Below are 25,306 nucleotides of genomic sequence, written 5' to 3'. Positions count from 1 at the left end.
CGCATTGCGTTAGAGGGAATTTATCTTAAGGGGACGCGAAATGAAAAGTAATAAATTAGTTATAGCCATTGCAGGATTTTTTGCCGCAGTAAAAAAACTGGGCTTTGAGATTAATAAACTTTTGTGCAAGTTCAGAGCACGTTATCGCGCTAGACGATGGTTAAAAAGTAACTGTCTTATTCTGGATACCGAAACAACGGGCCTTGGTGATGATGCTGAAATAATTGAAATCAGCATTATTGATTGTGCCGGTAAGGTATTGCTCAATACGCTGGTTAAACCACGCAATTTTATTCCTGCCGAGGCAACAGCCATTCATGGAATTACTAATGAAATGGTCGCCGCTGCACCGACATGGCGTGATATTCATTGGCAATTCATGGCGATAACCCATACCAAAACGTTGGTTATTTACAATATAGATTTTGATGTCCGTTTAATTATGCAAACTGCGGCAATAAATAACTGTGGCTTTAGCTTTCTTGAACTTAAAGCTGAATGTGCTATGCGCAATTATGCTGAATATTACGGCCAGTGGGATGAGAAACGTAATAAATTCAAATGGCAAAAACTGGTTAATGCCGCCGAACAACAGGGTGTTGTTATTGAAGGTACGGCACACCGCGCATTATCTGACTGTAAAACAACACTGGGTGTTATCCGTGCTATGGCAGGGGTGAAATCATGAAACGCATTTTCTCCCCGCTGAAATGGGCCGGTTCTAAAGGCCGCATCATGCCAATCTTGCGCCAGCATCTACCAGCCGGAAAGCGTCTGGTAGAGCCGTTCGCCGGTTCCTGCTCAGTAATGTTAAATACAGATTATGACGAATATTTAATTGCTGATATCAACAGGGATTTAATTAATTTCTATCAGCAATTACAAAAAGATTGCGAAACCGTCATTGTTCTTGCGGAAGCGCTTTTCAGGTTGGATAACAACGAAACCGATTATTATTTAAATCGTCAAAATTTCAATGAGCGTGAATTCAGTGATGAATTCAACGCCGCCATGTTTTTGTATTTAAACCGCCATTGCCACGGCGGTATTTGCCGTTATAACCAAAAAGGTGAGTTCAACGTTCCTTACGGAAGATATAAAGCGCCGTATTTCCCCAAAGCTGAGATCCGCCATTTCGCAGAGAAAGCCCAAAAGGCCACGTTTGTGTGCTGCGACTTTTCCGAAGCACTAACAATGACGACTCCGGGCGACGTGGTTTATTGCGATCCCCCCTACATACCGACATCCATGACCGCCGATTTTACTCATTACCACACCAGCGGTTTTAGCCTGAGTGAGCAATTTTGGCTCTCTGAAATACTCACGATAACAGCGGGTCAGGGTTGCCATGTTATTGCATCGAACAGCGATACCCCGCACGGCCGCTATCTTTACGAAAGTTTTGATATTCACAGCATTACCGCCCCCCGATCTGCCAGTTGCAAAGCCGATGGACGCAAGGCAGTGACTGAGATTATCGCGGTTATGCCCCCTCGTTTGTGGGCTGGATTTGATCTCGCTAGCGGGCCAGATTCAACAGTGATGTTTGAAATAACAGACTCCCATAACGTTGAGGGTTTGATATGAAATTACTCTCATATCCACATGGGTTAGTACCTATTGATGAACGAATTTTTGCCAGTGATGCAATCAGCATTATTAGCATGTCCGGTGGTAAGGATTCGCTGGCTCAATCGCTTTTAGCTCATGAGGCCGGTGTAAATCACATCCGGGTGTTTGCTGATACAGGGCACGAGCACCCGCAAACCATGGAATATTTGGATTATCTGGAAAGCCAACTAGGCGCAATTATCCGAGTAAAAGCGGACTTTGTACGGCAGATTAACGGTAAGCGTGATTTTATTGCACGAGTGTGGCCGACTACTTTAGTCACCGAATGCGGCCTAACGCCTGATCAGGCCGCGGAACGGGTCGCCGAAGCACTTGAGGTTTTACACCCCACCGGCAACCCTTTTCTAGATCTTTGTATGTGGAAAGGCCGCTTTCCATCCACCAAGGCGCGCTTTTGTACATTCGAGCTGAAACATGCACCGATTCGTGACCAAATTGTCATTCCCATGTTGGAAGAATATGACGAAGTAATCAGTTGGCAAGGTGTGCGCGCGCAAGAGTCGCCTGATCGTGCCTTGCTGCCTGAATGGGAAACTGATGCAGATAACACACCCGGTTTGAATGTTTACCGCCCGATCCTTGATTGGAAACATGAAGATGTTTTTGCGCTAGCTAAATATCATGGAATTAATCCCAACCCTCTGTATCAGCAAGGGTGCAGCCGTGTGGGTTGTATGCCCTGCATCCATGCCAGAAAATCCGAGTTAGCAGAGATATTCAGCCGATGGCCAGAGGAAATCGCCCGCGTAGCGCGCTGGGAGAGACTGGTTGCATCCTGTTCTCGTCGCGGAAACTCAACCTTTTTCCCATCGACTCAGGATCCGCGCAAATCTGAACGCCGGATTGAATGTATATCTGTTGAATCACACGGCATTGAAACCTATCGAGATTGGGCGCTAACCACGCGCGGCGGTAGTCAGTTTGATTTACTGGCATCAGCAAATGACCACGCCATCTGTAATTCTGTTTATGCCGGTGTATGCGAATGACTGAGCATTCAAACGGCCGTATAGCTCCAACACCGTCGTTATCTTCTCAGAGTGGCGGCGATTTATCCGTTGCCGCGACTTATTGGTGGAACACTAGACACATACCCGCTATCGGTGGTTATGAGTTTTTAGCGCCCGTCGCAGTTGCGCGGAAGCTAAAATCTCATCCGCTGGTTATTCGCTATGTGAAACGCCTAAATGCGCTGGGCTACACCGAACTGCGAGAACCAAATAAAACCTTACTTAAGATGCGCAAGGAACGCGCCGAGCTTGAGCGCCAGGTTTATTTGCGTGAGAAACAGCAATGGGCAGATTCACCGCAAGGTGTCGAGGCCCGCATTGATCAGCAGCCTATTTTTATTAAGTCACACTTTCAAAATAAAATTAGATGGTTACGTGAAAACCATGGCGATAAACATACCAATGCATTCTTAACCGGCACCGGCAAGAATGCATTGTTACGTCTGGATGCTGTGCGCGAATATCAGGGAGTGAGCAAGGGCCATATTTCTGAATTAGTGGCTTATTTTCAGGGTATCTATAGCCATCTTGCCGAACTGAACAAGCGTAGGGTTAAGTCGCTGGCAAATGATGTCGCTGGCCGCATTAATGAAATATTCTGCACTGAGGTATCAACACCCACCGACGAAACCCGCACCTTATCTGATGCCGAGTTATTGACCATTTATCGCAATATTGCGCTTGAAGTGTGGTCATTGCGTGTCAGGCCGCCGCACTGGCGTGAATTAGGGCCGAAGCCAGGCCAGCAGGATGAGCCAGTAGATCGCACCACCTTTTATTCCGCCATTGCCAGATTGATTAATCCAGATTGGTGGGAGCGTAAATTGTGGCGGTTGCGTAATGACTGGCGAGAAAGCCAGTTACGCGCAGCAGGCTTGATCCATAAGCGCGCCGCACCCTATGTCAGTAAAGAGGCGCTAGCTGACTGGATAGAGCAAAAACGCCGCAACCGTGAATTCTTTAAACGGCATGAATTAGTTGATGATGAAGGCAACACCGTTTCTTTAGAGGCAATGGTGGATGCCAGCATCAGCAATCCAACTATTCGCCGCCATGAGTTAATGGCACGCATGAAAGGGATCGAACTGGTCGCACAGTCGCGTGAGGATGTAGGGGTGTTCTACACCATCACTTGCCCATCCAAATATCACGCCAACAACCAAAGCGGCCACGCTAACCCAAAATGGAACCACACCACGCCACCACAAGCGCAAGCCTATCTGACAAAGCTATGGGCCAACATCGGATCCAAACTGGGCCGTGAAAACCTGCGCGTTTATGGTTTTCGTGTTGCCGAGCCACATCATGACGGCACGCCGCACTGGCACTTACTGTTGTTCATGAAACCACAAGAACGCCACGCTATTACTGAGATTATGCGCGCCTACGCTGTAAAAGAGGATCGTGCCGAATTGGGTAAGCGTACCAGCGCCCGGTTTACCGCCAAGCGGCTGGATCCGAAGAAAGGCAGCGCCACCGCCTATATTGCTAAATACATCAGTAAAAATATTGATGGTTACGCACTGGATGGCGAGCTAGACAATGAAACCGGCAAGCCGATGAAAGAAACGGCCCGCTTTGCTATGGCCTGGGCATCACGCCACCGCATCCGCCAATATCAGCCAATAGGCACCCCGCCGGTGACTGTCTGGCGAGAGCTGCGCAAGCTGAATAACAAGCTACTCAATGACCTGATTAAATCAGATGAATTTAAGTTAGCCATACAGCACCTGATCGATGAAGAAACTGACCCCGCAGACATTGCAGCGAAAGTAGCTGCAATGCGAGGGAAAAAGCTATTACTTGATCCGGCAATGGATGCGGTTATGTCGGCGGCTGATGTTAGCTGTTTTGCTACCTACATCATGCAACAGGGTGGCGTTTTAATTCCCCGCGAAGAGTACACCGTGCGCATTGCCTATCAGGACAATGAACAGCCCAATGCCTACGGCGAAATCACTGAGAAGATTTTCGGTATCTATTCCCCGCTTTTGGGCGAGGCGTCGCGCATATGCACCCGTCTAAAAAGCTGGAAGATTGTCGCCCGTAAAAAGGCGAAGCCCGCCGTTGCCGTGGGGGTTGATGTTTTTCAGGACGGCCCCGCCGTCCCTTGGAGTTCTGTCAATAACTCTCCGCGAGAGCAAAAAACAAGCGAACCGGATGAGGCTATAGACAGAACATTAGAAGAAAAAATAATCGATTTCACCGCAATCACCGACGCAGAACGTCGCGCATTGCTGCGCAGGATAAAAAGCGCGCCGACACCAACGATTAAAACCAACTCATTGACGCCAGCCGAGGAATTATCACGCCAGGCATCAGCCGAAAAGGCCGCCCAGCGGCAAGAAAAAACCGCACGTCTGGCGCCAGTGGCAACAAAAATCCGTGATTTTGCACAATCAATCGGGCTTTCCATCAGCGAACAGCAGGCGCAATCACTCGCTTGCGGCGCAACGTTGACCATCGGCGGCCAGAACTGGCGGGCAAGAGAGGATTGTTGTCTTTACCAGTGCCAGCCAACCACCGCCCAGCGGGCATTTAGCGTAATGAGCCGAGTGGCGAAGTTACGAGAGGGTTATCGAGCACAGACATAAGTGTCTGTGCGGTACCAAGCACCATGGCACACAGTTGTTTTTGTCTGTACTGGCCAGCGCGTGTTCGTACCGGCAAACACAGATAAGCATGTCTGTGTCAGATGTAAAAATCCGCTGCAGCACAGATATTTTTAACTATGGAGTATGCCAGTGAAAAACATCACCTACTTAGGCAGCAAGGCAGCCAGCGGAGCATATCAGGCAATCATCGCCCATATGCCACCGCATGAAACCTATATCGAATCACATTTAGGCGCTGGCGCAGTGATGTTTTATAAACCTCGCGCGGTACGGGATATCGGTATTGATATCGACGATAACGCATTTTTATTAACCCGCGCCCGATGGCCTCAAGGTGAAGCGCCACAACTACACCTTGAGCAGTGCGACGCCGTCGATTTTCTTAAACAGTTTAATTATGAAACTGCCGGCCGGGTGTTTGTCTATGCTGATCCGCCCTACCTGCATCAAACCCGCACCAGTCGCGCCCGTTATCGCAATGAATATACCGTTGAGGATCACCGCAAGTTGATCGCCACTCTGCGCGCGATACCGGCCAGCGTGATGATTTCGGGCTATCCGTCAGCGCTTTACGATGAGTTGTTAGGTGATTGGCGCACCTATGAATTTACCGTTATGTCACGCGGCGGCGTGCGCACAGAAAAAATATGGATGAATTACCCAGAGGGTGCAGCCTACAGCGCCGCATTCGCGGGAAAAGATTACATTGACCGGCAGCGAATCAAGCGCAAGGCCGAACGATGGGCCAAAAAATACCGAGCGTTACCTGCATCCGAGCGCCTGGCTATTCTGTCGGAACTAATGACAGTTCATCGGGATGACAATTTATCAAACTTGGAGAATCAAAATGATTAATAATCTGTATGTTAAATTCCATTGATAAAAGGCTAGTTATTAATAGGTTTATTGATTAAATTATTACTTATCTGAATGTATGTAGTCATAGGGGCAATGTAAATGACACCAGAAATTATTAGTAAATTATGTAACTCATGGCTAGCGGCTAGTATCATCCCTGATGGTGGTTTTAGATGGGGTAAGGAAACAGAAAAATATCGATTAAGTAATAACGGAGTTGTTTTTCATGAATTAGACTTTAATACGTTATGCTCTGCCATTATTGGAACTACGAATGTTTTATTACTACCGGGTTTGAATACCATTATAGACCAAGACCATTACCGCTTGTGGTCTTGGTGTGGTGCATTGCTCTTATCAAGAAGGGGATTGAAGTTCACTTATGAACAAATGGAAGCGAAGAAACTACTCGAAACTTCAGTTAGATGTGCTCTAGTTAAATGTAGCCCTCCACTTAAAGACCAAAATGAATGGAGGAAAAATGTTGAAATTATGAGAGTGCAACCGATGAGAGTTACGCACTTAGTTAATAACAGTGATTTAATATTAGCTTATATTAGCTTTCCTTTACTTGAATTTGTTTTAAAAAGGGCATGCTCTATATATGTAAATATGGATGGTGTGATAATTAAACGTTTTAATCGATACACTGACGATGATGTAGGCAAAAGTAAAATAAGTAGCTTGAAAATTCTATTGAAATTACTATACAACCATGTTGCAGACAAAGAATTAAGGTCTTTACTGACTGAATTCCAAGAAAACATTAAAAAAACATGTAACTCGCCAGACGCTTTTGCTTTAATTTATGATTGGAGAAATCAGTCATTACATGGAAAAACAAATTTCTCGACTATTGGAGGGACCTTATTAAGCTTATCTTTACTTATTCTATTATTCGAAATTAAAGACGATTTTGAAAATGTAAAATTAGAAGCAATGATTACTGCACGTGGTCAAGTAAATCCCCATACATCCTATTATCCTCCAGAAGGTTTCCCTCTATAAAAATATTTTGCATTACTGCTGAATAAACCCGCTCCGGCGGGCCTTTATTTACCCGCAAAAAGTACCCCGCAATTCTGCACAAGTTTGCACAATATTTTTGATGCTATTTCGCCCCTTTCAGCCCAGAACTGGCGCGGCCTGCCGCCACTTGCACAAATGCACAAAAAGAGACCCTTTTTGCGTGCAGGCGTGGAGGGGAGACAATCGCGCGCTGAAGGGTCCAAGGGAGGTCGGGCACCTCCGGCTGATGCGCCGCTTGTGGGTCATGGTGATGTGCATTCGTGTGATGGGTGTCGTGATCGGATGCGTGAGGCGTGCACCTCGCTATGGGCCGCACAGCGCGTTATAGCGTGATGAGGGAATTGCACGCGGCGCAGGGCGCGCCGGTGTGGGTATGAATGAAAATTATTGAATGAATCGGTGGGTCAAACTTAAACTTCGGCCAGGGCGTAGGGGTTGAACCGGAATACATCCACGCCCAACCAGTCATTCAGGGCTTTCAGATCTTCCATGATGGGGTACAGCTCGTTGATGGCGAACACCTTCGCGGCTTTTTCAACATCCCCAAAGCCGCTGGTATTGGTCGGCATGATCCCCATCAGTTGCGGCGGTACCCGGTGTGCGGCCAGCAAATCATCGCGGGTCACGTTCTTGATGCCGTTAAACTCATCTTTGGCGGTTATCTCACTGAAGGGCATGATTTGCAGGCCGTCTTTCTTCCCGCCTGCCGCGTACACAAATACGTTCTTAAATGCCCCCTTCCCCCTAGCATCGGTCAGGGTGCGTCTTAGTGCCTGCACATCGGTATCGTTCTGCATGGCGTCAGACAGATAGACAATCACCCCGGCGTGACTGCCGTTAATGTAATACTTGCGCCGGAACAGCGTAGCGTCCTCATTGAGCAACGCCGACGGGATGGCCGCCAGATACCCCGGCAAGCCGTAAATTTCCTGATGGATATCCGGCTCGGCCAGATGGAACACCGAGCCAGGTGCAAAGGCGTAGTCCTCTTTCTCATAGGTCACAAACCAATACTGATCCAGATTACTCCCCCGCCGCATGTACTTGGCCGGAACATGCTTCAGCGCCAGCGGGTCCCCCAGTCTATTTTTGCGCAGTTCAAGATAGGCATTGCCGAACACCAGAAAATCCTGCACAAATGCCCCGGCATCAGCGCGGGACAGTAACGGGTGCGGCCGGTAGCAACTCATCAGTACACGGCGTTTAAAATTAAGCGGTGATTGATGGTGAATGGCTGAGTGAAAAATACGGGCTAACCCGTAAAAACTGATCGGCGTCTCGTACCAATCGCCATTGCGGGCGCACTCCATGCAATCCAATAAGTCGCGCTGATCCAATACCGGCGTTGGGTCACCAAAAGTAAAAGATTCCATCGCTGATATAGGTTGCTGGGCTGGCGGTGCTCCCGTTGTGACTGCTGCGGGTAAAGTTGTATTCATTTCCACGGTTAAAACTCCTGAACAAAGCCGCCGCCGGTGCCGCCGTTTTCTGCGCCAATCGGTTCGTTTTGCAATGCATGCATGATGGCCCAGGCCACGTCGCCGTGACTGGCCCCTTTGGAGCGGTCGGATACGTAAGTCACCATTCCGCCCGGTGTCACTGATTTACGGATAGTCATAAAGGATTGAGCAATCACACTTAGCCCAGCGTCATACTCAAAACGGCCCCGACGCATCACCATTTGCGCCTTGAGTACCAGGGCGGATTTCACACTGATGCTATAAACAAATTTCACGGCCGTTGGGAAAAACCCCTGCACAATCGTATGTACAGCCCCACCAATGCCGGTACCGTCAATACCGATAAATTGCACGTTATAGCGCTGGGTCATTTTCCTAATTTCCTCCGCCTGAAGTTCAAACGGCATGCCACGCAATTGAATGGCTTCCAGCACGCGGAACTTGCCCCCTTCGACCTGTGGCGGGGCGATGGCGACCAGTCCGGCACTGTCCCCCCCTTCGCCTTCCCCGTTAGGGTCATAACCAATCCACACCGGCGTATTGCCCAATGGCCGCGGTGAATACGGCCGCCAGTCGTCCCACACATCCGCGTTCCAGCCATCCACCCCGCAGTTAATCAGCTCACTGTATGAGAACGGCCGCTCACCGTTGGTGATGGGCTGACACATGTACAGATTGTTAAATTCATCCGGGGATTTCTTGGCGATCAGATCGTCCACGTCAATACGGTCAAAGCCCAACGCGGCGGCATCTTTTACGGTAACAATCTGCTTCCATTGCATATCCGCGCAGATCTTGCCGTTTTTCAGATTCTTGTGCGTGATATCAACGGTGACACGGTCAGCCTTTTTGCGACCGTCGTTAAACAGCTCACCCGACCAGAAACGATAGGCTTCGTGTTCCTCACTGGAGACGGTAGAAAAATAGGTTTCTGTCAGCCCGGTTTGTGTTGCCATACCAGCGGCCACACTGCGCAGGTTGATAAAATTGCTGGTCCAGAAATATTCGTCGAAATAGAGGTTGCCGGTATACGACTGTGCCGTCGCCGCCGAGGTGCCGAGGAAATGCAGCTCGGCCCCGTTGGATAGCATGATCGGATCGCCTTTCAGCTCGACGCCCACCTCGGCGGCAAACTTGATAATAAAGCGTTTGAACTGATGCGCCTGAGCGCGGGAGGCGGACAGGAATATCTGATTACGACCAGTTTCCAGTGCGTCAACCAAGGCTTCGCGGGAAAAATACCAGGTTGCCCCAATCTGGCGCGACTTGAGGATATTCCTGATGGTAACCGCCAGACTTTTGGCTTTATACCAGCGCTTTTGGTGCTCATAAAGCCCCTCGTAAAACCGCGTTCTCAGTTGCGCGACCTGCTCATCAGTGAAATGGTTTTTCGGCAGCTTCTTGCGCCCTTCGCCACCCTCGTTATTTAGCTGACGGTCGAAGCGCACCAGTTGGCGCGCCAGCAAATCTATCTCTTTAAAATCCCGCCCACTCTTATCGGTTTTATCAATCAGTTGGTTGTAACGGGCTTCAGTGGTAAAGCGCACCCGGTCAAGGGGCGCGGTTTTGTCCCAGTTCTCGCGCTTACGCCGTGAATACAGCGTGTGCACGTTGAAACCGGTCAACTTGGCGATGTGGGATATCTGGTACCCCTGCCAATAGAGACTACGGGCATCGCGGACAGAATCGGGGGCTAATTTGTTCATGAGGCTAGGCTATCGCGCCCGCGTGACTGTCGGCGAGGCGATAAAGTTGTAGCAGGTCTCTTACAATAACAAGGCTTTGCGCGGGTTTAGGTGCTGGGGTGATGATGGTGTCCGCTGCTTACTGCACACCAATTGCTGATACCCGGAGCATTGTTATATGTCTAAATTATCCAAGTTTTTCCGCGTTGCCGTTGAAGGGGCAACCACTGACGGCCGCATCATTAACCGCCAGGATCTACTCGACATAGCACTCAGTTACGACCCCAAGGTCTACGGTGCCCGCGTTGATTTGGAGCACTACAAAAGCCCCTACCCTGATAGCGTATTCCGCTGTTATGGCGATATCACCGCCGTAAAAACGGAAGAAATTGCCGAGGGTGCACTTAAAGGCAAACTGGCGCTGTTCGCCCAGATTGATCCGACCGACGAATTACTGACGCTGAACAAGGGCCGCCAGAAGGTTTACAGCTCTATTCAGTTCGATCCGAACTTTGCCACCAGTGGCCGCGCCTATCTGAAAGGGCTGGCGCTGACTGACGATCCCGCCAGCTTAGGCACTGAGCTACTTCAGTTCTGCGCGAAACAGGTTGCTGAGTCCAAACCGAACCCACTGGCTGGCCGTAAACAATCCCCTGATTGCCTGTTTACCGCACTGGAAGAAACGTTTATTGAGTTCGAAGAGGTGCAGCCAGCGGACGACACCAGCAAGAAATTCACCGCCAAAATCAAAGAATTGCTGTTTGGTGCTGAAAAGAAAACCGACGGCAATCTCGACGATATTCGCCAGGCTGTGCAGTTGGTTGCTGAGAGTCAAAAAACCGTACTGGAATCCCAACAACAGTTTGCCGCCAATCAGCGGGAAGTCGCTGACCTCAAAGGTCAACTGCTCCAGTTGTCCACCTCGTTTGCCACGCTGACGACCAAGTTGCAATCCGAAGATAGCCAGTTCAATCAGCGACCACCCGCCAAAGGTGGCCCGGAAGGCAGCGCTGACGACACTATCGATTGCTAAACCGCCCTATTGAATGCACAGGAATGAAGAACATGAGAAATGAAACACGTGATAAATGGGACGAATATCTGTCCACACAGGCCAAGCTCAACGGCTTGCCACTGGGACGGGTAAGCAAACAATTTACGGTTGCCCCGTCAGTTGCCCAAACGCTGGAAGATAAAATTCAGCACTCCAGTGACTTTCTAAAACGCATCAATGTAAACCTTGTCCCGGAACAGGAAGGGCAGCGCATTGGCATTGGTGTTAGTGGCCCGATCGCCAGCCGCAATACCTCGACAACGGTCCGCCGTGAACCGAACTCACCGGAAACCATTGAAGATGATGGAAAGTACCGCTGCGAACAAACCAACTCTGATACCTATATCAGTTATGCCCGCCTGGATGCGTGGGCCGGTAAGCGTGACTTTAAAACGCGGGTGACCAATCAGATCATTACGCGCCGGGCATTGGATCGCATCATGATCGGCTTTAACGGGACATCCGTTGCCGCCAAGTCAGATATTGCCGCTAACCCGTTATTGCAGGACGTGAATATCGGCTGGCTGAAAAAATACCGTCTGTTTGCCCCTCAACGCGTGATGTCTGACGTGATGGTTTCCACTCGTGATGAGGACAACAAACTTATCACTAAGGGGCAATACGGCAACCTTGATTCACTGGCTTTTGATGCGGTCAACAGCCTGATCGACCCGTGGTATCAGGATGATACCGGCCTGATTGTTATCTGTGGCCGCAAATTGTTGGCTGACAAGTACTTCCCCGTACTGAATACCGTCAGCGGCAGCAATCCGAACACTGAAGCACTGGCCGGTCAGATGTTGGTATCACAGAAGCAAATCGGCGGCATGCAGACCTACCGCGCGCCGTTCTTCCCCGCCGATGCCATGTTTATCACTACATTCGACAACCTGGCTATCTATGTGCAAGAAGGGACGCACCGCCGCACCATCAAAGAGGAACCGGAATTTAACCGCGTCACCACCTATGAGTCCGACAACGAGGCTTATTGCGTTGAGGATTACGGGTTTGGTTGTTTGATTGAAGGCATCAAAGCCGGTGAGCCGGTTTAACGGTCGCTAGTCACTGAAGGGCGGCTCAGCCGCCCCATTACGCCGAGGGGGCATGATGTTAACTCCAGCACAGCGCCATTACGACAAAGTGATGGCAGAACGGCGCGGCACCAAGGAAGACGTGGTGCAAGGCTCCGCCTACGAACAACAGCTTTACCGGTTGCGCATTGATCAGCGCCGCCTATCACAATTTCAGTCTCATACCACCCGCGCAGAAATGAAGCGTGAAATGTTACCCGCTTACGACGGCTGGATCGACGGCGTCCTGAGTGCCAACAGTGGTCAAAGTGACGAGATTGTCACTACCTGCATGGTGTGGTCGGTGGATGCCGGGTTATACCGTGACGCACTGCGCCTGGCTGAATATGTAATCGGCCATAACCTGCCAATGGCTGACAAATACCAGCGTACAGCCGCCTGTTTCGTTGTCGATCAACTGTCTGAAGCCGCGTTACTGAATTTCAAAATTGCATCTACCAATAATCCGGCGATTGAGATTGATATTTTGTTGCGCCTGCAAGAGCTGACGGCAGATAAAGACATGCCGGATGAAGCCCGCGCCAAGCTGCTTAAGGCCATCGGCTACACCCAGCGCCAAAGTACCAATTTAGCTGATCAGGCATCCGCCCTTATCTGGTTGCAACGTGCTTTAGCCGCGCATAAAGATGCTGGCGTGAAAAAGGATATTGAAGTGCTGGAACGGAACCTGAAAAAAGCTGCACTGATTGCGGCAGGCGCTGCCAGCGCGGAAGGCAGTGGCGTAACCGACACCGGGCAGACCACAGCAACCGACGCTATCACGGTTGCAGATGCTGACGTAGCCGCCACGCTGCCTGATACGCCAGCCGTTACCGAAGAAGCCCCCGCCAGCACAGCGGCGAAACCGGCCAGTAAAACTAAATCTGCTACCGCTGCCAAAAAACCGGCGGCCAAAGCAAAAACAAACACGGTACGCGCCAAACGTACCCCCTGAATCGTGCCCCGCACGTCGGGCGGCACGCAGAAATGAGGTTTACCCCTGATAACTGCGTCCACCGCCCATTTTATTAACGGTGATGCTATGAGTTTTCTCGCCAAAGAGCCGGTACACCCGGCAAGCCCACCAGAAGGGCCGGACGTGACGATCGCCAGCGCTCCGTTTTGGCCGGTGATCTCACTGGGTGATTTACGCAAAGTGATGCGCCTGGGCGGTAATGTCACCGCCGAACGCCTAAAAGAAGCGGTTATTGAGGCTATCAGTAATACCAACGGCCAGTTACGGGCATGGCGCAGTGAACAGGAAGCCGCTGGCGTGATGAGGCTGGAAGATGTCGAGGCTGAAGAGGTTGATGGTGAATCCATGCGGGTGCAGCGCTACCGCCGTGCGGTCTACTGCCATGCCAAGGCCAATCTGACCGAACGTTATCGCGATATGGACACTACCGGCGATGGCAATAAACGGGCGGACGCCCTTGATCCGCAAATCACCGATCTGTGGCGCGATGCCCGCTGGGCTATCAGTGATGTACAAGGCCGTGAACGCGGCATTGCCGAGTTGGTGTAAATGCGTATTCAGGCTCAACAGTATGACACCGTTGACGCCCTGTGCTGGCGTCATTACGGCCGCACCGAGGGTGTTACTGAGGCAGTTTATCAGGCGAATCCGGGGCTGGCTGAACTGGGGCCAGTACTGCCAGCCGGTCACTGGCTGGAGTTGCCGGACACCACCGAACCGGCACAAAAAACCATTATTCAACTGTGGGACTAATCGCCACAGTTACGACTCCCCAAAGGGGGTAACGGACATGAAAATGCCAGAAAAAGATCCGCGCTGGATAGGCGCGATGGTGGATTTTTATTCCACGCATTCAACGGTAATCAACGGCTTTCTGGTCGGCTTTATCGTTGCTTTCCGTCGCGTGGTCTGGGGCGGTGGTAAGTTGCGCGAAGGCATTGGTGAGGGCGTGGTCTGCGGGCTGGTCGGCGTCAATATCGGCCCGGTGATCTCCCCGATGCTGATCCGCGCGATTGATGCCATTCCCTGGCTAAACGGGGCATTGACCCAAGTCGCCGCCGGAAAAGTGGAAATCTTTATCAGTTGCCTGATAGGGCTTATTGGCTTGCAGGCTATCCGTGAGCTGGTCTTTAAAATCGTGAATAAAAAGGTGGGAACCCCTGATGCCAAGCAATAAATTTATTTTCGGCAAGGCCAGCGAAACCAACCTGATCGGCGTGCACCCTGATTTAGTCAAGGTAGTACGCCGTGCGCTGGAGTTGACCCCGATTGATTTTAAGGTGATTGAGGGCCGTCGCACACTGGAACGCCAGCGTGAACTGGTCAAGGCTGGAGCCAGCCAAACTCTGAACAGTCGCCACTTAACCGGCCACGCGGTGGATATTGTGCCGCTGCCGGATGGCAAGGTGAGCTGGGAATGGAAGTATTTTTATCCGATGGCTGATGCCATGAAACAGGCCGCTGCCGAGTTGGGGATCGCCGTGGAATGGGGCGGTAATTGGACAACCTTTAAAGACGGCCCGCATTTTCAATTGCCCGCTCGTCAATATCCGGGCTGACACTATGCCAATTTTCAATGCAGCATCGTTGGTCTGGCCGATTGTCGGCGCGTTACTGGTTATCAGTGGCGTACAGACCCACCGGCTAGCCGAGGCCCGTCAGACATTGATTGACCAGCAAACGGCCGAGACAGTCAGCAAAAACGGTCAACTTATTGCCCTGGCACTGACCGCCAATGCCAACAATCAGGCGCAGGCACAATTGCGCCAACAGGTTGCCAGCGCGGATCAGTTGCTGGCGCAACGTAACAGCCAGCTAAAGAGGTTATACCGTGAAAATGAAACGTTACGCCGTTGGGCTGATACTCCCTTGCCTGATGATATTGTCCGGTTGCGCCGACGTCCCGCCCTCACCGGGGCCACAGATTACCGTCAATGGTTGTCCGAAAGTCACACCCTGCCCGTTTCCAGCGGCAAGCCCACTCACTAACGGTGACTTGAACGACGATATCGACCTGTTGGAAGCCGCTTTGCACGCCTGCGCGGCGCAGGTTGATACCGTGCTCGCCTGCCAGCAAGGAACGCCCGATGTTAAAACCTAATCTGCTGCGTGCTGCACTGAGCCAGGCGGTGCCTTATCTGCGGGAAAACCCCGACAAGCTGGCTATCTGGCTGGATAAAGGTACGGTAGTCGCCACTGGGCAAAAATCCCTGTCATTCGAATACCGCTATACCGTGCACGTTATCGTGATGGATTACCCCTACAGTATGGATACTGTTACGTTGCCCGCGATGCTGTGGATACACCGCCATCAGCCGGATTTGATTTTCAATCCCGACCGGCGCAAAACCGGCTTTACTTTTGAAGCTGATATTCTCAATAACGCCACCGCCGATATAGTGATGCACATCGAGCTGACCGAGGCGGTCAGAGTGCTGGATGTTAACGACAAATTAGAGTTGACCCACCTTGACGAACCCGCCGATCCACGTAGCGATATGCTGGCAACTTGGGAACGGGCCGCCGCCAATACCCCTTGGGCGGGCTGATATCGAGCACAGACAAAAATGACTGTGTTGGCCACAGACGGAAAGAGGCACTATGGATAACGAATTTCAGGAACTTGAACAGTATTTACAGCGCCTAATCAATCGCGGGAAATCGGGCGCGCGGCACAAGCTGAGCCGGGATATTTCCATCACTCTGCGCCGTGGTCAGCAACAACGCATTCGCCAGCAATTAAACGCCGACGGCTCGCCGTACACCAAGCGTAAAGACAGCATTAAAACGGTGCAAAAACGCCTGCGCTTTATTTATCAAGGCTCGGTGCGCGACCTGAAAAACTGGGCGGGCAATAAACGCCAGATAACCGGCTGGGATAACGACCGTAACGCTATCCGCACCTTTAACCGCGTGGATATTGACCGGTTTTTATCGGTGGAAGCTGAAGCCACCACCAAACGCACCAGTAAAAAGCAGCCGATGTTTCGCCGCTTACGCAATGCCACCTTTCTGCGCCTTCAAGCCTTACCTGATTCTGCCGGTGCCGGTTATGTAGGGGTTGCGGCCAGAATTGCCCAGATACACCAGTACGGCGGCACCGACCAGGTTAACCCGTATGTGAAAGCGGATTACCCCGCCCGTCAATTGCTCGGCATCACTAAAAAAGACAGTGATAACGTGCTCAGTCAGGTGTTTGACTTTATCGCCCAGCCTTAAAAGTTGTCACAGTTCCCCTACAACTGCCGCGCGTTGCGCCCCTGCCCGCGCGCGTAAACAATACCGTTACGCTGAATAACGAGTATTGACCGCCATGACCAACGCCGAAATCTATCGCCTGATAATGAATCTGATCCGTTTCGGTATCGTGGAACAGGTGAATTTAGCTCTTGATCCACCCAAAGCCCGCGTGCGGTGCGGTGAATTGCTGACCGACTGGCTGCCGTGGTCTGTCCGCCGTGCCGGTACCGCTAAAACATGGTGGCCGCCGACAGAGGGGGAGCAAGTGATTATTCTGGCTGCTGGCGGTGAACTGTCCGCCGGTGTGATCATTGCGTCCTTGTATCAAAACAGTGCAGCCACACCGATTAACACCGCCAACACCCAGCACACCACCCACTCCGACGGTGCAGTGATTGAATATAACGCCGACACCGGCGCACTGAAGGCCACCGGCATTAAAACGGCAGTCCTTGATGCGAGCGAATCCATCCAGGCCACCGCCCCTGAAATCACCTGTACCGCCTCGGTCAAAATCACACTGGATACGCCCACAGTGGAATGCACCAAACATCTGCAAACGGTCACGCTGAACGTGACCGGCGGCGGGGAAATGTCCGGCAACATTCAGCACTCCGGCGGCTCATTCTCATCCAATGGCGTAGTGGTTGATAGCCACACCCACGGCGGCGTGCAGCGCGGTGGGAGTAACTCGGACGGGCCAAAATAATGATGTATTTAGGCATGAACGCCCAAACAGGGCGACGCATTACCGACATGGATCACATCACCCAGTCGATCACCGACATCATCACCACACCGACCACCACGCGGTGCATGCGCCGTGGCTATGGCTCATTGCTGTCTGACCTGATTGACGACCCACAGAATCCGGTGTTGCGGCTAAAAGCCATGTCGGCAGCCTACAGCGCGATCATGCGTTGGGAGCCGCGTGTGGTACTTACCCGCGTGATATTGAATGAGCCGAAAGCGGGCAAGATGACACTTGAGCTTCACGGCCAGCGCACTGATTTGGCTGATACCTTTAATCTGGCTATCGCAGTAGGAGGTAATGCGTGAGCACCATCGACCTGTCACAACTGCCCGCCCCGCTGGCAGTGGAAGCGCTGGATTATGAAACCCTACTGGCTGAACGCAAGGCGGAACTCATCGCCCTGTATCCGGCCGATGAACAGGGGGCCATCATGCGCACCTTATCGTTAGAATCTGAGCCTTTAGTCAAGCTATTGCAGGAAAATGCGTACCGTGAGCTGGTATTGCGCCAGCGGGTTAATGAGGCGGCGCAGGCAGTCATGGTGGCGTATGCCAATGGCAGCGATTTAGACCAACTGGGGGCAAACAACAACGTTCAACGCCTAGTTATTACGCCCGCCAACCCCGATGCTATTCCGCCGGTCACCGCCGTGATGGAGTCTGACACGGATTTTCGTCTGCGCATTCCCCAGGCATTTGAGGCGCTGAGTGTTGCAGGACCAACAGGCGCATATGAAGCCCATGCCCGCAGCGCTGACGGTAGGGTTGCTGATGCCTCGGCGCTGAGTCCGTCACCGGCGTGCGTCACCGTCACCGTGTTGGCACGTGCGGGGGATGGGAAAGCCTCACCGGAGCTGTTGGACATTGTCAGAGCGGCACTGAATGACGAGGATGTGCGACCGGTCGCTGACCGTATCACCGTGCAATCCGCTGCAATTGTCGATTACCAGATTGACGCAGTGCTCTATATCTATCCGGGGCCGGAAGCCGAACCGGTCCGCGCTGCTGCTCAGGCGAAACTGAATACCTATATCAGCACCCAACGCCGCCTTGGTCGCGATATCCGTATTTCCGCCATTCATGCTGCGCTGCATGTTGAAGGTGTGCAGCGCGTCGAGTTGAATGCGCCGCTGGCTGACGTGGTACTGGACAGCACAAAAGCAGCTTACTGCACCAGTGCCGTGCTGACCGTCGGGGGAACTGATGAATAACCGCCTGCTACCGGCCGGATCATCCCCGTTGGAAATCGCCGCCGCACAAGCCTGCGCGCAGTTGGGGAATGTGCCGGTGCCACTACGCCAGTTATGGAATGCTGACCTATGCCCGCTGCCGTTACTGCCCTATCTGGCGTGGGCGTGGTCGGTTGATCGCTGGGATGAAAGCTGGCCGGAAGCCACCAAGCGCGCAGTGGTGAAATCCTCGGCTTATGTGCATAAACGCAAAGGCACCATTGGCGCATTGCGGCGCGTGGTTGAGCCGCTCGGCTACCTCATTCGCGTAACTGAGTGGTGGAAAACCAATGAAACGCCCGGCACCTTTCGCCTTGATGTGGGCGTGTTGGAAACCGGTATTACCGATGAAATGTATTTTGAACTGGAACGGCTGATTGACGGGGCTAAACCCTGTAGCCGCCATCTGATTGGGTTATCTATCAATCTGGATGTATCCGGCACAATCCCCGTCAGCGTTGCCAGTTACGACGGTGACGAACTGACCGTTTACCCCTATTTACCTGAAACCATTACTGTGACCGGCCAGGGCTACACCGGCGGCATACTTCATATTATTGACAGCGTGAGCGTGAACCCATGACAACAAAATTCTTTGCCGTACTGACTAACCAAGGGGCGGCCAAGCTGGCGAACGCAACGGCCCTCGGTACGCAACTGCAAATCACTCATATGGCTGTTGGGGATGGCGGCGGCGTATTACCACTCCCGAACGCTGCACAAACGCAACTGATCGGCGAAAAACGCCGCGCCGCGCTGAATTCATTAAGTGTGGATGCAGCAAACAGTAGCCAGATTATTGCGGAGCAGGTGATCCCCGAAACAGACGGCGGTTGGTGGATACGTGAAATCGGATTGTTTGATAGCGACGGTATTCTGATTGCTATTGCCAACTGCCCGGAAACCTATAAACCGCAGTTGCAGGAAGGCAGCGGCCGCACGCAAACCGTGCGCATGGTGCTGATTGTGAGCAGCACCGAGGCGGTCACTCTGAAAATTGATCCGTCGGTGGTGTTGGCAACGCGTAAGTATGTAGATGATAAAGTGATCGAGGTGAGAGCCTACGCTGATAGCCTGCTTGCCGCACATTTAGCCGCCACTGATCCGCATACACAATACGCGCCGAAAGCCAGCCCGACGCTAACAGGCAAGCCGCTGGCCCCCACGGCGGTAAAAACAGATAACAGCACACAACTGGCAACCACGGCGCACGTTAAACTGGTTGCTGCTGACTATGCACCCATTGCCAGCCCAACGCTGACAGGTAAGCCGCTGGCCCCCACGGCGGTAAAAACAGATAACAGCACACAACTGGCAACCACGGCACACGTTAAACAGGTTGTTGCAGACTATGCACCCATTGCCAGCCCAACGCTGACAGGCACGCCGCTGGCACCTACGGCCGCAGCGGGAAACAATACACAGCAACTGGCAAATACGGCGTTTGTTCAAGCCGCTATTTCTGCATTGGTTTCATCATCACCGGCGGCACTGGATACACTGAACGAATTTGCCGCCGCGCTGGGCAATGATCCGAATTTTGCTACAACAATGACCAACGCATTGGCAGCAAAAATGGATAAGGCCAAAAATGGCAGTGATATTCCGAATGTAGCGGCTTTTCTTACGAACCTCGGTCTGACGGGCATTGGTATTGGCTTGCCATCTCAGACGTCTATATCTAATTTTGACTTCCAGACCTTTGCATTCACATCTGGCGCTAATTATTTAGCTGTTACTACAAACTGGTTAAACCCTCCGGCTGGAATTAATTACGGAAACGGGTCTGTCAGCATAACTGTGGACTACGTTACAGCGACTAATCGAGTGGGTTTAACGTTACTTCTTGACACGGTATCACAAACTAATTATCGAGTTTACAAAGTGCTGTGCGTTGGCGCGCCTGGTTCTCGCGTATTCACAGTGAGAGAGGAATGGAACTCGGCTAACTCAGTGCCAATTTCTGGCGGTGGAACCGGCGCAACTGATCCTGCTGCTGCTCTTGCAAACCTTGGCGGCATTGGTTTATCGCAATTAACAGGGGTTGTTGGTACATCGCGCAATGCAAAAATGAGCATTACAGCAGCATCTGCGACGGCAACATTCACCGCGGATGAATTAATCGTGCAAACTGCTTTAGGTGGATTGCAGTACAAACTGAGTAGTTTCAACAAAACAATTAACCTTGCGACAACTGGCGCTGGCGGGATGGACACTGGCACCGCGCCAGCAACGGGATTTGTAGCGCTGTATGCAATTTACAACCCAACAACTCAAGTGTCCGCATTGCTGGCAGTTAATGCTACGTCAGCGGTAGCACAAGAGGTATATGGCGGGGGGAATATGCCAGCGGGTTACACAGCATCAGCGCTAATTGCTATTTGGGGGGTGGCGGCATCATTGCTGAAAATAGGCTTTCTTTCAAATAGACATGTCTCAATTTCGGCCACGGGTGTTTATTCTTCAACCGTTGGCTCAACAGCATCAACAGCGCTTGGCTTATCAGCTGCTGTACCTCTTAACGCTGTTAGTGTTGACGTATCGATAGGTATAGGTCAAACAACATCCGGATCAGGTGTAGCAATGAGCCTTTATTCTTCGTCATCAGGGGTTGCACAAATTGGCGCTACAGCAGCTACAAGCGGATCAACATCATCATCAGGGGTCACCGGAACACTGCCCCTTATCGAGTCCCAGCGGCTTTATTATTCAATGTCAAATACGACCGTTGGATCGTACTCCGTAGCGTGCCGGGGATATGAATTTTAATTATAAGGGGTGACTATGTTTGTCCAATTTAAAGATTCAACGAAAGAAGAAATTATTGCTTGCTTTGGTAGTCCGCAAGATTCAAAAGATTTCCCGCATCAGGGAGAAGTTGAACTGAATGACCCTCAGTGGGCTGTTTTTTATGACAAGGTGCATATGTGGGGTGATGGGCTACCCGAGCCAATCGTAACCACTGAATAAAATACAAGTCCGGGCTAAATAGCCCCGCAAATGACAAACAAAAAGCCCGCATAAGTTGCGGGCTTAACGTTGCTGCAGTACAGACAAAAACAACTGTGTGCCCTGGTATTACAAAAAGCCTAATCCCATATCCACATCAGCCAACATTTCGCGTAAATCCTCACTGACCTTTTCCAGACTGAGCGAGAACTCTATTTTTCTCGCCTTGCCATCCTTAAAAAATTCAGTGCGGGTTTCGCTGATGCCAGTAATCACAAACATGCCATAGATCCCGCCGGTACCTTCTATCAGCGGGTAGGCTTTGCCGGTGTAAGCCATGGTGCGCAGTGCCGCCAGCGACACATCACCGCCGGTTACTTCCGGGTACAGCGTCCCGCCCAGCGTGATTTTATCTTCACCGGGACCAATGTATTGATAGCGTGGCGACTTCCCTACCCGACTGTTATTCACGTGTCTGAAGGTACTTTCCTGCCCCAGATTCTGATAAGGCGCGGTGCGCAGTTCAAACACAAACAACCCGAAAACCATCATCATAATTATTGCTCCCTGTCTGTAAACGTGGAACGGCGGCGGGATTCTTTCTGACGCTGTAGCGTGGCGATTTTGTCATACAGCAAATTAACCAGTTTATTCTCGTCTATGTTGGCCGCTTGCTGGCCTTCAAATTTGATTGTTATGTCGAAACGGTCACCCTCATGGGTTATCGGGCCGCTATTTCGCTGCGCACTGAGCGGTTTTCTCGCCAGTTGTGGAATGTCACCGGCCAGTGATAACGCGTCAAAATCATTACCCGGCGCGATCATATCCCGCGTGCGGGCCAGCATATCGCTGGCGCTTTGTTGCATTTTTGCCAACAGGCCAGGCTGTGCTGCCGTTTTTGTTGGGGCAGATAAATACGGCGAGGCCAGCGGCAAATAATCCGGTACGTTTTTAAACACAATATCGCCCAGCTTATTCGGATCGGTAGCAGTAGCGGCGGCCGTGGTTGCAGTGGCTGCACTCTCTTTTGTGCGGTCAACCTTGCCGTAAATTGACGGGGCAGCCTGTGGCGCGGTAGCAATCGCTGATGTTGTCGCGTTTGCCATCGCGCTACTGTTACCAGCAACGGGTTTATCAGGACTCCACGACCAGGCGGATTTCGCTTCCACCATTTTTTTTAGGACCGGATCCCATTCATACATCACCGGCGCTTTCGGCCCATTCATTGCCGCTACCGCCCCGCTGGCCGCATCTGCCGCTTTCGGGATAGCGCCCAGTTTTTCCAGTAACCAGCCTAACCCCTTCGCCAGTTGTTCCACCGGCCAGAACAGACCACTAATCACCGCACCAACCACCTCGCCAAAGGTTTTACCGGCATTAGTGGCCGCTTCCAGCGAGGCTTTCGACGATTCGACCGGCGAAAGCAACTGAGTGAACCAGTTCCACACCCGACCAATCGCGCTGCCGATGGCGTCAAATATGGGAGACAGTGGCGCAAAGGCCGCTTTCACCGGCTGCAATCCCGCCACCAATCCGGTAAAGAACCCACTGAAAAATGCCTGTATCGGTTGCCAATATTTATAAATCAGCACGCCCGCACCAATAACGGCGGCAACCAATAACCCGACAGGGCTTAATACCAACCCCACCGCCGACCCCAGCGCGCCAAAGACGGTGCCGCCGATACTGCCCAACAGGCGAAACGGCGAAGTCGCTACCCATTTCAGCATATTACCAAGTCGCCCCAACGCCGCCCCCGGCTGGCTAAACGCAGCGGACATAGCAGCACCGGCACGCCCAGACGCACCAGACAATGCCATCTGCGCATTGGAACCCAGTAATGCCACTTTTGCCCGTAAGCCACCCAGCGCGGAACCCGCTAGGCTGGCACTGGTACGCCACGACAATAACGCCGGAGATACCCGTAGCAGGTTTGGCACCAGCCGACTGATCCCACCCGTTAGCCAGGTGAATTTTGGCAGCAACGCACCCAATCCCCCGTTACCAGCCAGTAACGAGAACCCCAACCGCAGGGCCAGCATCGGCCCCAGTAATGCCGCCGCAGCCAGCGCCAGCCCACCCAGCGTAATAGTGGCAATCGACAGTGTCGCCACCACTTTCATGATGGTGCCTGCCAGTTTGGGGTTAGCTTCCACCCAGCGACGCACACCGCCAATCATATTTTTCAGCGTATCGACCACGTCAAGCATGGGCGCGCGCAGGGTTTCACCCATAGAACTAAGGGCGTTACCGCCGCCGGTTTTTAACAATTGCAATTGCGCTGAAATAGAGTCTTTATCAATATCAGACTCTTTTTGCATTGAGCCTTTGGAGCCTGCCGAACTGGTCAGTGCAAGCTGTCTATCCAGCTCATCAATGTTATTCACCAGCTTGGCGGCATCTTTACCAAAGTCTTTACCAAACAGTTGCGTAAGCACCCTCAATCGGTCAACGTCAGGCAGTTTTTTAACTGCGCCTAGCACTTCGCGAATAGTGCCCATGGCATCGACCGACATTGCTTTTTCAATCTTTTTTTCGTCCATGCCGAGCGCGTCTAAGCCAGCAAAAAACTTGTCGCTTTGCATAGTGGCAATCGACAGTTCGCGCACCATGGCATTAGATGCACTGGCGGCAATTTCGGCTTGCGCCCCCAGAGACAGGAATGTCGATCCCAGCGCTGCCGCCTGTTTGTAGTTCAGCCGGTCAGCCACACCGCCCATGCGTTGCAGTACATCAATGATATCCGCCCCTTTCGACTGGGCGTTATCATCCAGATAGTTCAGCGCGTCGCCCAGTTGCTCAATATCTTTGGTCGGGATCTTGTACAGGCCGGAGATTTTACCGAGGCTTTCCGCCAGTTCACCGGCAGGCAGTTCAAAGGCTTTGGATGCTTTGGCGGAGACATTGGCAAAATCCAACAGTTCTTTTTTCTGTTGTGCAAAGCTGGCACCTTGCGTTGCCACCCCCATGCGTGCGCCACCTTCAACCAGAGCAGCAAAGTCTGATGCGCCACCCGGTAAAGGGGCGTCCTCGGCCGCATCTTTAATGGCGTTTTGCATTTCATAGAATTGTGCCGTGCGCTGGCCGTTATCATCCCGCAGGCCATCAACCTGCTTTGCCACGCCCTTCATGGCATCTTCCATGCCGGTGTAACTTCTCAGCGCCAGCGCCACCGGAGCCGCCATCACCGCACCGGTGGCGAGTGCGGTCATACCGCCAGATTGCAACTTGCCGCGCAGCTCTTGCCCACGATCGTAACTGCCGCGCGCCGCCGCCACGCGTTTTAGCCGCTGCTCTTGCAGTTGCAACTGGCGGTTATATTGGGCAGTGCGGTTAGTGATTTGCTCCGTGGCGGTACTGTTGCTGGCAACCGAAACACCGTGCTGGTAAAGACTGGCGCGCAATTCAGCCAGTCGCCGCACTTCAACGGTCTGTTTTTCCTGTAACTTACCCAGGCGGCTGTCCCACTTTTGCACAGCGGCGATCTGCTTCTGGGTAGGATTATCGAGGGATTTGACCGCGTCGGAGGCCCGGCGCAATTTCTCTATACGGGCGGCGGCTTTATTGCTGGATTCGGCCAGCTTGTCGAAACTGGCGGCCTGTTTGGGTAAGTCACGCAGGTTATCGCGTGTGGCTTTGATTTGCCGCCCTAGCGCGGCGGTACTTTTCTGGGCGGCATTAAAAGGTTGAGTCAGGTTATTGACCGCCCCTAAAGCTACTTTTATCGATAGGTTGCGGTCAGTCAT

27 protein-coding genes are annotated in these 25,306 nt (G+C 52.0%); 23 read left to right on the top strand and 4 right to left on the bottom strand.

Annotated features, from left to right (window positions below):
* The first annotated feature begins 40 nt into the window (after positions 1-40).
* The 6 genes from V2A84_RS01830 (at position 41) to V2A84_RS01805 (ending at position 7,123) form a co-directional block, all read left to right on the top strand.
* Complete coding sequence (locus V2A84_RS01830; protein WP_442848544.1) at positions 41-688, top strand: 3'-5' exonuclease; 648 nt, start codon at positions 41-43, stop codon at positions 686-688.
* A complete protein-coding gene (locus tag V2A84_RS01825; protein WP_442848543.1) occupies positions 685-1,587 on the top strand; it encodes a DNA adenine methylase in 903 nt (300 codons plus the stop codon). The genes V2A84_RS01830 and V2A84_RS01825 overlap by 4 nt, the downstream gene beginning before the upstream one ends.
* Positions 1,584-2,621, top strand: coding sequence for a phosphoadenosine phosphosulfate reductase domain-containing protein (locus tag V2A84_RS01820; protein ID WP_442848542.1), 1,038 nt, complete (start codon positions 1,584-1,586; stop codon positions 2,619-2,621). Before V2A84_RS01825 ends, V2A84_RS01820 begins: the two co-directional genes overlap by 4 nt.
* Positions 2,618-5,236 carry a replication endonuclease gene (locus V2A84_RS01815; protein WP_442848541.1) on the top strand — a complete coding sequence of 873 codons (2,619 nt, stop codon included), beginning with the start codon at positions 2,618-2,620 and terminating at the stop codon, positions 5,234-5,236. The genes V2A84_RS01820 and V2A84_RS01815 overlap by 4 nt, the downstream gene beginning before the upstream one ends.
* A 159-nt stretch (positions 5,237-5,395) precedes the next feature.
* Complete coding sequence (locus V2A84_RS01810; RefSeq protein ID WP_442849105.1) at positions 5,396-6,112, top strand: DNA adenine methylase; 717 nt, start codon at positions 5,396-5,398, stop codon at positions 6,110-6,112.
* A 102-nt stretch (positions 6,113-6,214) separates the two neighbouring features.
* Positions 6,215-7,123, top strand: coding sequence for a hypothetical protein (locus tag V2A84_RS01805; RefSeq protein WP_442848540.1), 909 nt, complete (start codon positions 6,215-6,217; stop codon positions 7,121-7,123).
* Between the two features lie 431 nt (positions 7,124-7,554).
* Here the strand turns inward: V2A84_RS01805 and V2A84_RS01800 are convergent, their stop codons facing one another.
* Both V2A84_RS01800 and V2A84_RS01795 read right to left on the bottom strand, forming a co-directional pair.
* Complete coding sequence (locus V2A84_RS01800; protein WP_442849104.1) at positions 7,555-8,583, bottom strand: phage portal protein; 1,029 nt, start codon at positions 8,581-8,583, stop codon at positions 7,555-7,557.
* Positions 8,584-8,591: 8 nt separating this feature from the next.
* Positions 8,592-10,310, bottom strand: a complete 1,719-nt coding sequence (locus tag V2A84_RS01795) for a terminase large subunit domain-containing protein (protein ID WP_442848539.1) — start codon at positions 10,308-10,310, stop codon at positions 8,592-8,594.
* A 157-nt stretch (positions 10,311-10,467) separates the two neighbouring features.
* Between V2A84_RS01795 and V2A84_RS01790 the strand changes: the two genes are divergently transcribed.
* From V2A84_RS01790 to V2A84_RS01710, 17 genes are all read left to right on the top strand, one after another.
* Complete coding sequence (locus V2A84_RS01790) at positions 10,468-11,322, top strand: GPO family capsid scaffolding protein (RefSeq protein WP_442848538.1); 855 nt, start codon at positions 10,468-10,470, stop codon at positions 11,320-11,322.
* A gap of 32 nt (positions 11,323-11,354) precedes the next feature.
* Positions 11,355-12,395 (top strand): phage major capsid protein, P2 family, encoded by a 1,041-nt coding sequence (locus tag V2A84_RS01785; protein WP_420071937.1) that lies wholly within the window; start codon positions 11,355-11,357, stop codon positions 12,393-12,395.
* 52 nt (positions 12,396-12,447) lie between these two features.
* Positions 12,448-13,368 carry a phage terminase small subunit gene (gpM, locus tag V2A84_RS01780; protein ID WP_442848537.1) on the top strand — a complete coding sequence of 307 codons (921 nt, stop codon included), beginning with the start codon at positions 12,448-12,450 and terminating at the stop codon, positions 13,366-13,368.
* Positions 13,369-13,455: 87 nt separating this feature from the next.
* On the top strand, positions 13,456-13,938 hold the full coding sequence (locus tag V2A84_RS01775; protein ID WP_442848536.1) for a head completion/stabilization protein: 483 nt from the start codon (positions 13,456-13,458) through the stop codon (positions 13,936-13,938).
* Positions 13,939-14,142 (top strand): tail protein X, encoded by a 204-nt coding sequence (locus V2A84_RS01770; protein ID WP_442848535.1) that lies wholly within the window; start codon positions 13,939-13,941, stop codon positions 14,140-14,142.
* A gap of 37 nt (positions 14,143-14,179) precedes the next feature.
* A complete protein-coding gene (locus V2A84_RS01765; protein ID WP_221863833.1) occupies positions 14,180-14,566 on the top strand; it encodes a phage holin family protein in 387 nt (128 codons plus the stop codon).
* Positions 14,553-14,948, top strand: coding sequence for a M15 family metallopeptidase (locus tag V2A84_RS01760; protein WP_442848534.1), 396 nt, complete (start codon positions 14,553-14,555; stop codon positions 14,946-14,948). The genes V2A84_RS01765 and V2A84_RS01760 overlap by 14 nt, the downstream gene beginning before the upstream one ends.
* Before the next feature lie 4 nt (positions 14,949-14,952).
* On the top strand, positions 14,953-15,378 hold the full coding sequence (gene lysB, locus V2A84_RS01755; protein ID WP_442848533.1) for an Rz-like lysis system protein LysB: 426 nt from the start codon (positions 14,953-14,955) through the stop codon (positions 15,376-15,378).
* Complete coding sequence (gene lysC, locus V2A84_RS01750; RefSeq protein WP_442848532.1) at positions 15,272-15,490, top strand: Rz1-like lysis system protein LysC; 219 nt, start codon at positions 15,272-15,274, stop codon at positions 15,488-15,490. Before lysB ends, lysC begins: the two co-directional genes overlap by 107 nt.
* Positions 15,477-15,938 (top strand): phage tail protein, encoded by a 462-nt coding sequence (locus V2A84_RS01745; protein ID WP_442848531.1) that lies wholly within the window; start codon positions 15,477-15,479, stop codon positions 15,936-15,938. The genes lysC and V2A84_RS01745 overlap by 14 nt, the downstream gene beginning before the upstream one ends.
* Positions 15,939-15,990: 52 nt before the next feature.
* The gene (locus V2A84_RS01740) at positions 15,991-16,608 is read left to right on the top strand and encodes a phage virion morphogenesis protein (protein WP_442848530.1); all 618 of its coding nucleotides are present in this window, start codon (positions 15,991-15,993) and stop codon (positions 16,606-16,608) included.
* A gap of 94 nt (positions 16,609-16,702) precedes the next feature.
* Positions 16,703-17,338 carry a phage baseplate assembly protein V gene (locus tag V2A84_RS01735; protein WP_442848529.1) on the top strand — a complete coding sequence of 212 codons (636 nt, stop codon included), beginning with the start codon at positions 16,703-16,705 and terminating at the stop codon, positions 17,336-17,338.
* A 14-nt stretch (positions 17,339-17,352) separates the two neighbouring features.
* Positions 17,353-17,688, top strand: coding sequence for a GPW/gp25 family protein (locus V2A84_RS01730; protein ID WP_442848528.1), 336 nt, complete (start codon positions 17,353-17,355; stop codon positions 17,686-17,688).
* Positions 17,685-18,593 carry a baseplate assembly protein gene (locus tag V2A84_RS01725; RefSeq protein WP_442848527.1) on the top strand — a complete coding sequence of 303 codons (909 nt, stop codon included), beginning with the start codon at positions 17,685-17,687 and terminating at the stop codon, positions 18,591-18,593. The genes V2A84_RS01730 and V2A84_RS01725 overlap by 4 nt, the downstream gene beginning before the upstream one ends.
* A complete protein-coding gene (locus V2A84_RS01720) occupies positions 18,586-19,194 on the top strand; it encodes a phage tail protein I (protein WP_420071949.1) in 609 nt (202 codons plus the stop codon). Before V2A84_RS01725 ends, V2A84_RS01720 begins: the two co-directional genes overlap by 8 nt.
* Positions 19,191-21,380, top strand: coding sequence for a phage tail protein (locus V2A84_RS01715; protein WP_442848526.1), 2,190 nt, complete (start codon positions 19,191-19,193; stop codon positions 21,378-21,380). Before V2A84_RS01720 ends, V2A84_RS01715 begins: the two co-directional genes overlap by 4 nt.
* Positions 21,381-21,395: 15 nt before the next feature.
* Entirely contained in the window at positions 21,396-21,581 is a 186-nt protein-coding gene (locus tag V2A84_RS01710; protein WP_442848525.1) for a hypothetical protein, read from the top strand.
* Positions 21,582-21,689: 108 nt separating this feature from the next.
* On the opposite strand, the gene V2A84_RS01705 is transcribed toward V2A84_RS01710, so the two are convergent.
* Both V2A84_RS01705 and V2A84_RS01700 read right to left on the bottom strand, forming a co-directional pair.
* The gene (locus tag V2A84_RS01705; protein ID WP_048619992.1) at positions 21,690-22,115 is read right to left on the bottom strand and encodes a phage tail protein; all 426 of its coding nucleotides are present in this window, start codon (positions 22,113-22,115) and stop codon (positions 21,690-21,692) included.
* A gap of 2 nt (positions 22,116-22,117) precedes the next feature.
* Positions 22,118-25,306 carry a phage tail tape measure protein gene (locus V2A84_RS01700; RefSeq protein ID WP_442848524.1) on the bottom strand — a complete coding sequence of 1,063 codons (3,189 nt, stop codon included), beginning with the start codon at positions 25,304-25,306 and terminating at the stop codon, positions 22,118-22,120.

The sequence above is a fragment of the Yersinia sp. 2553 StPb PI genome (assembly GCF_052217105.1).
In the GTDB taxonomy this organism is placed as follows: domain Bacteria; phylum Pseudomonadota; class Gammaproteobacteria; order Enterobacterales; family Enterobacteriaceae; genus Yersinia; species Yersinia enterocolitica_E.
The sequence above is the reverse complement of the archived record's forward strand: the minus strand, read 5'-3'. Positions and strand labels throughout refer to the sequence as shown.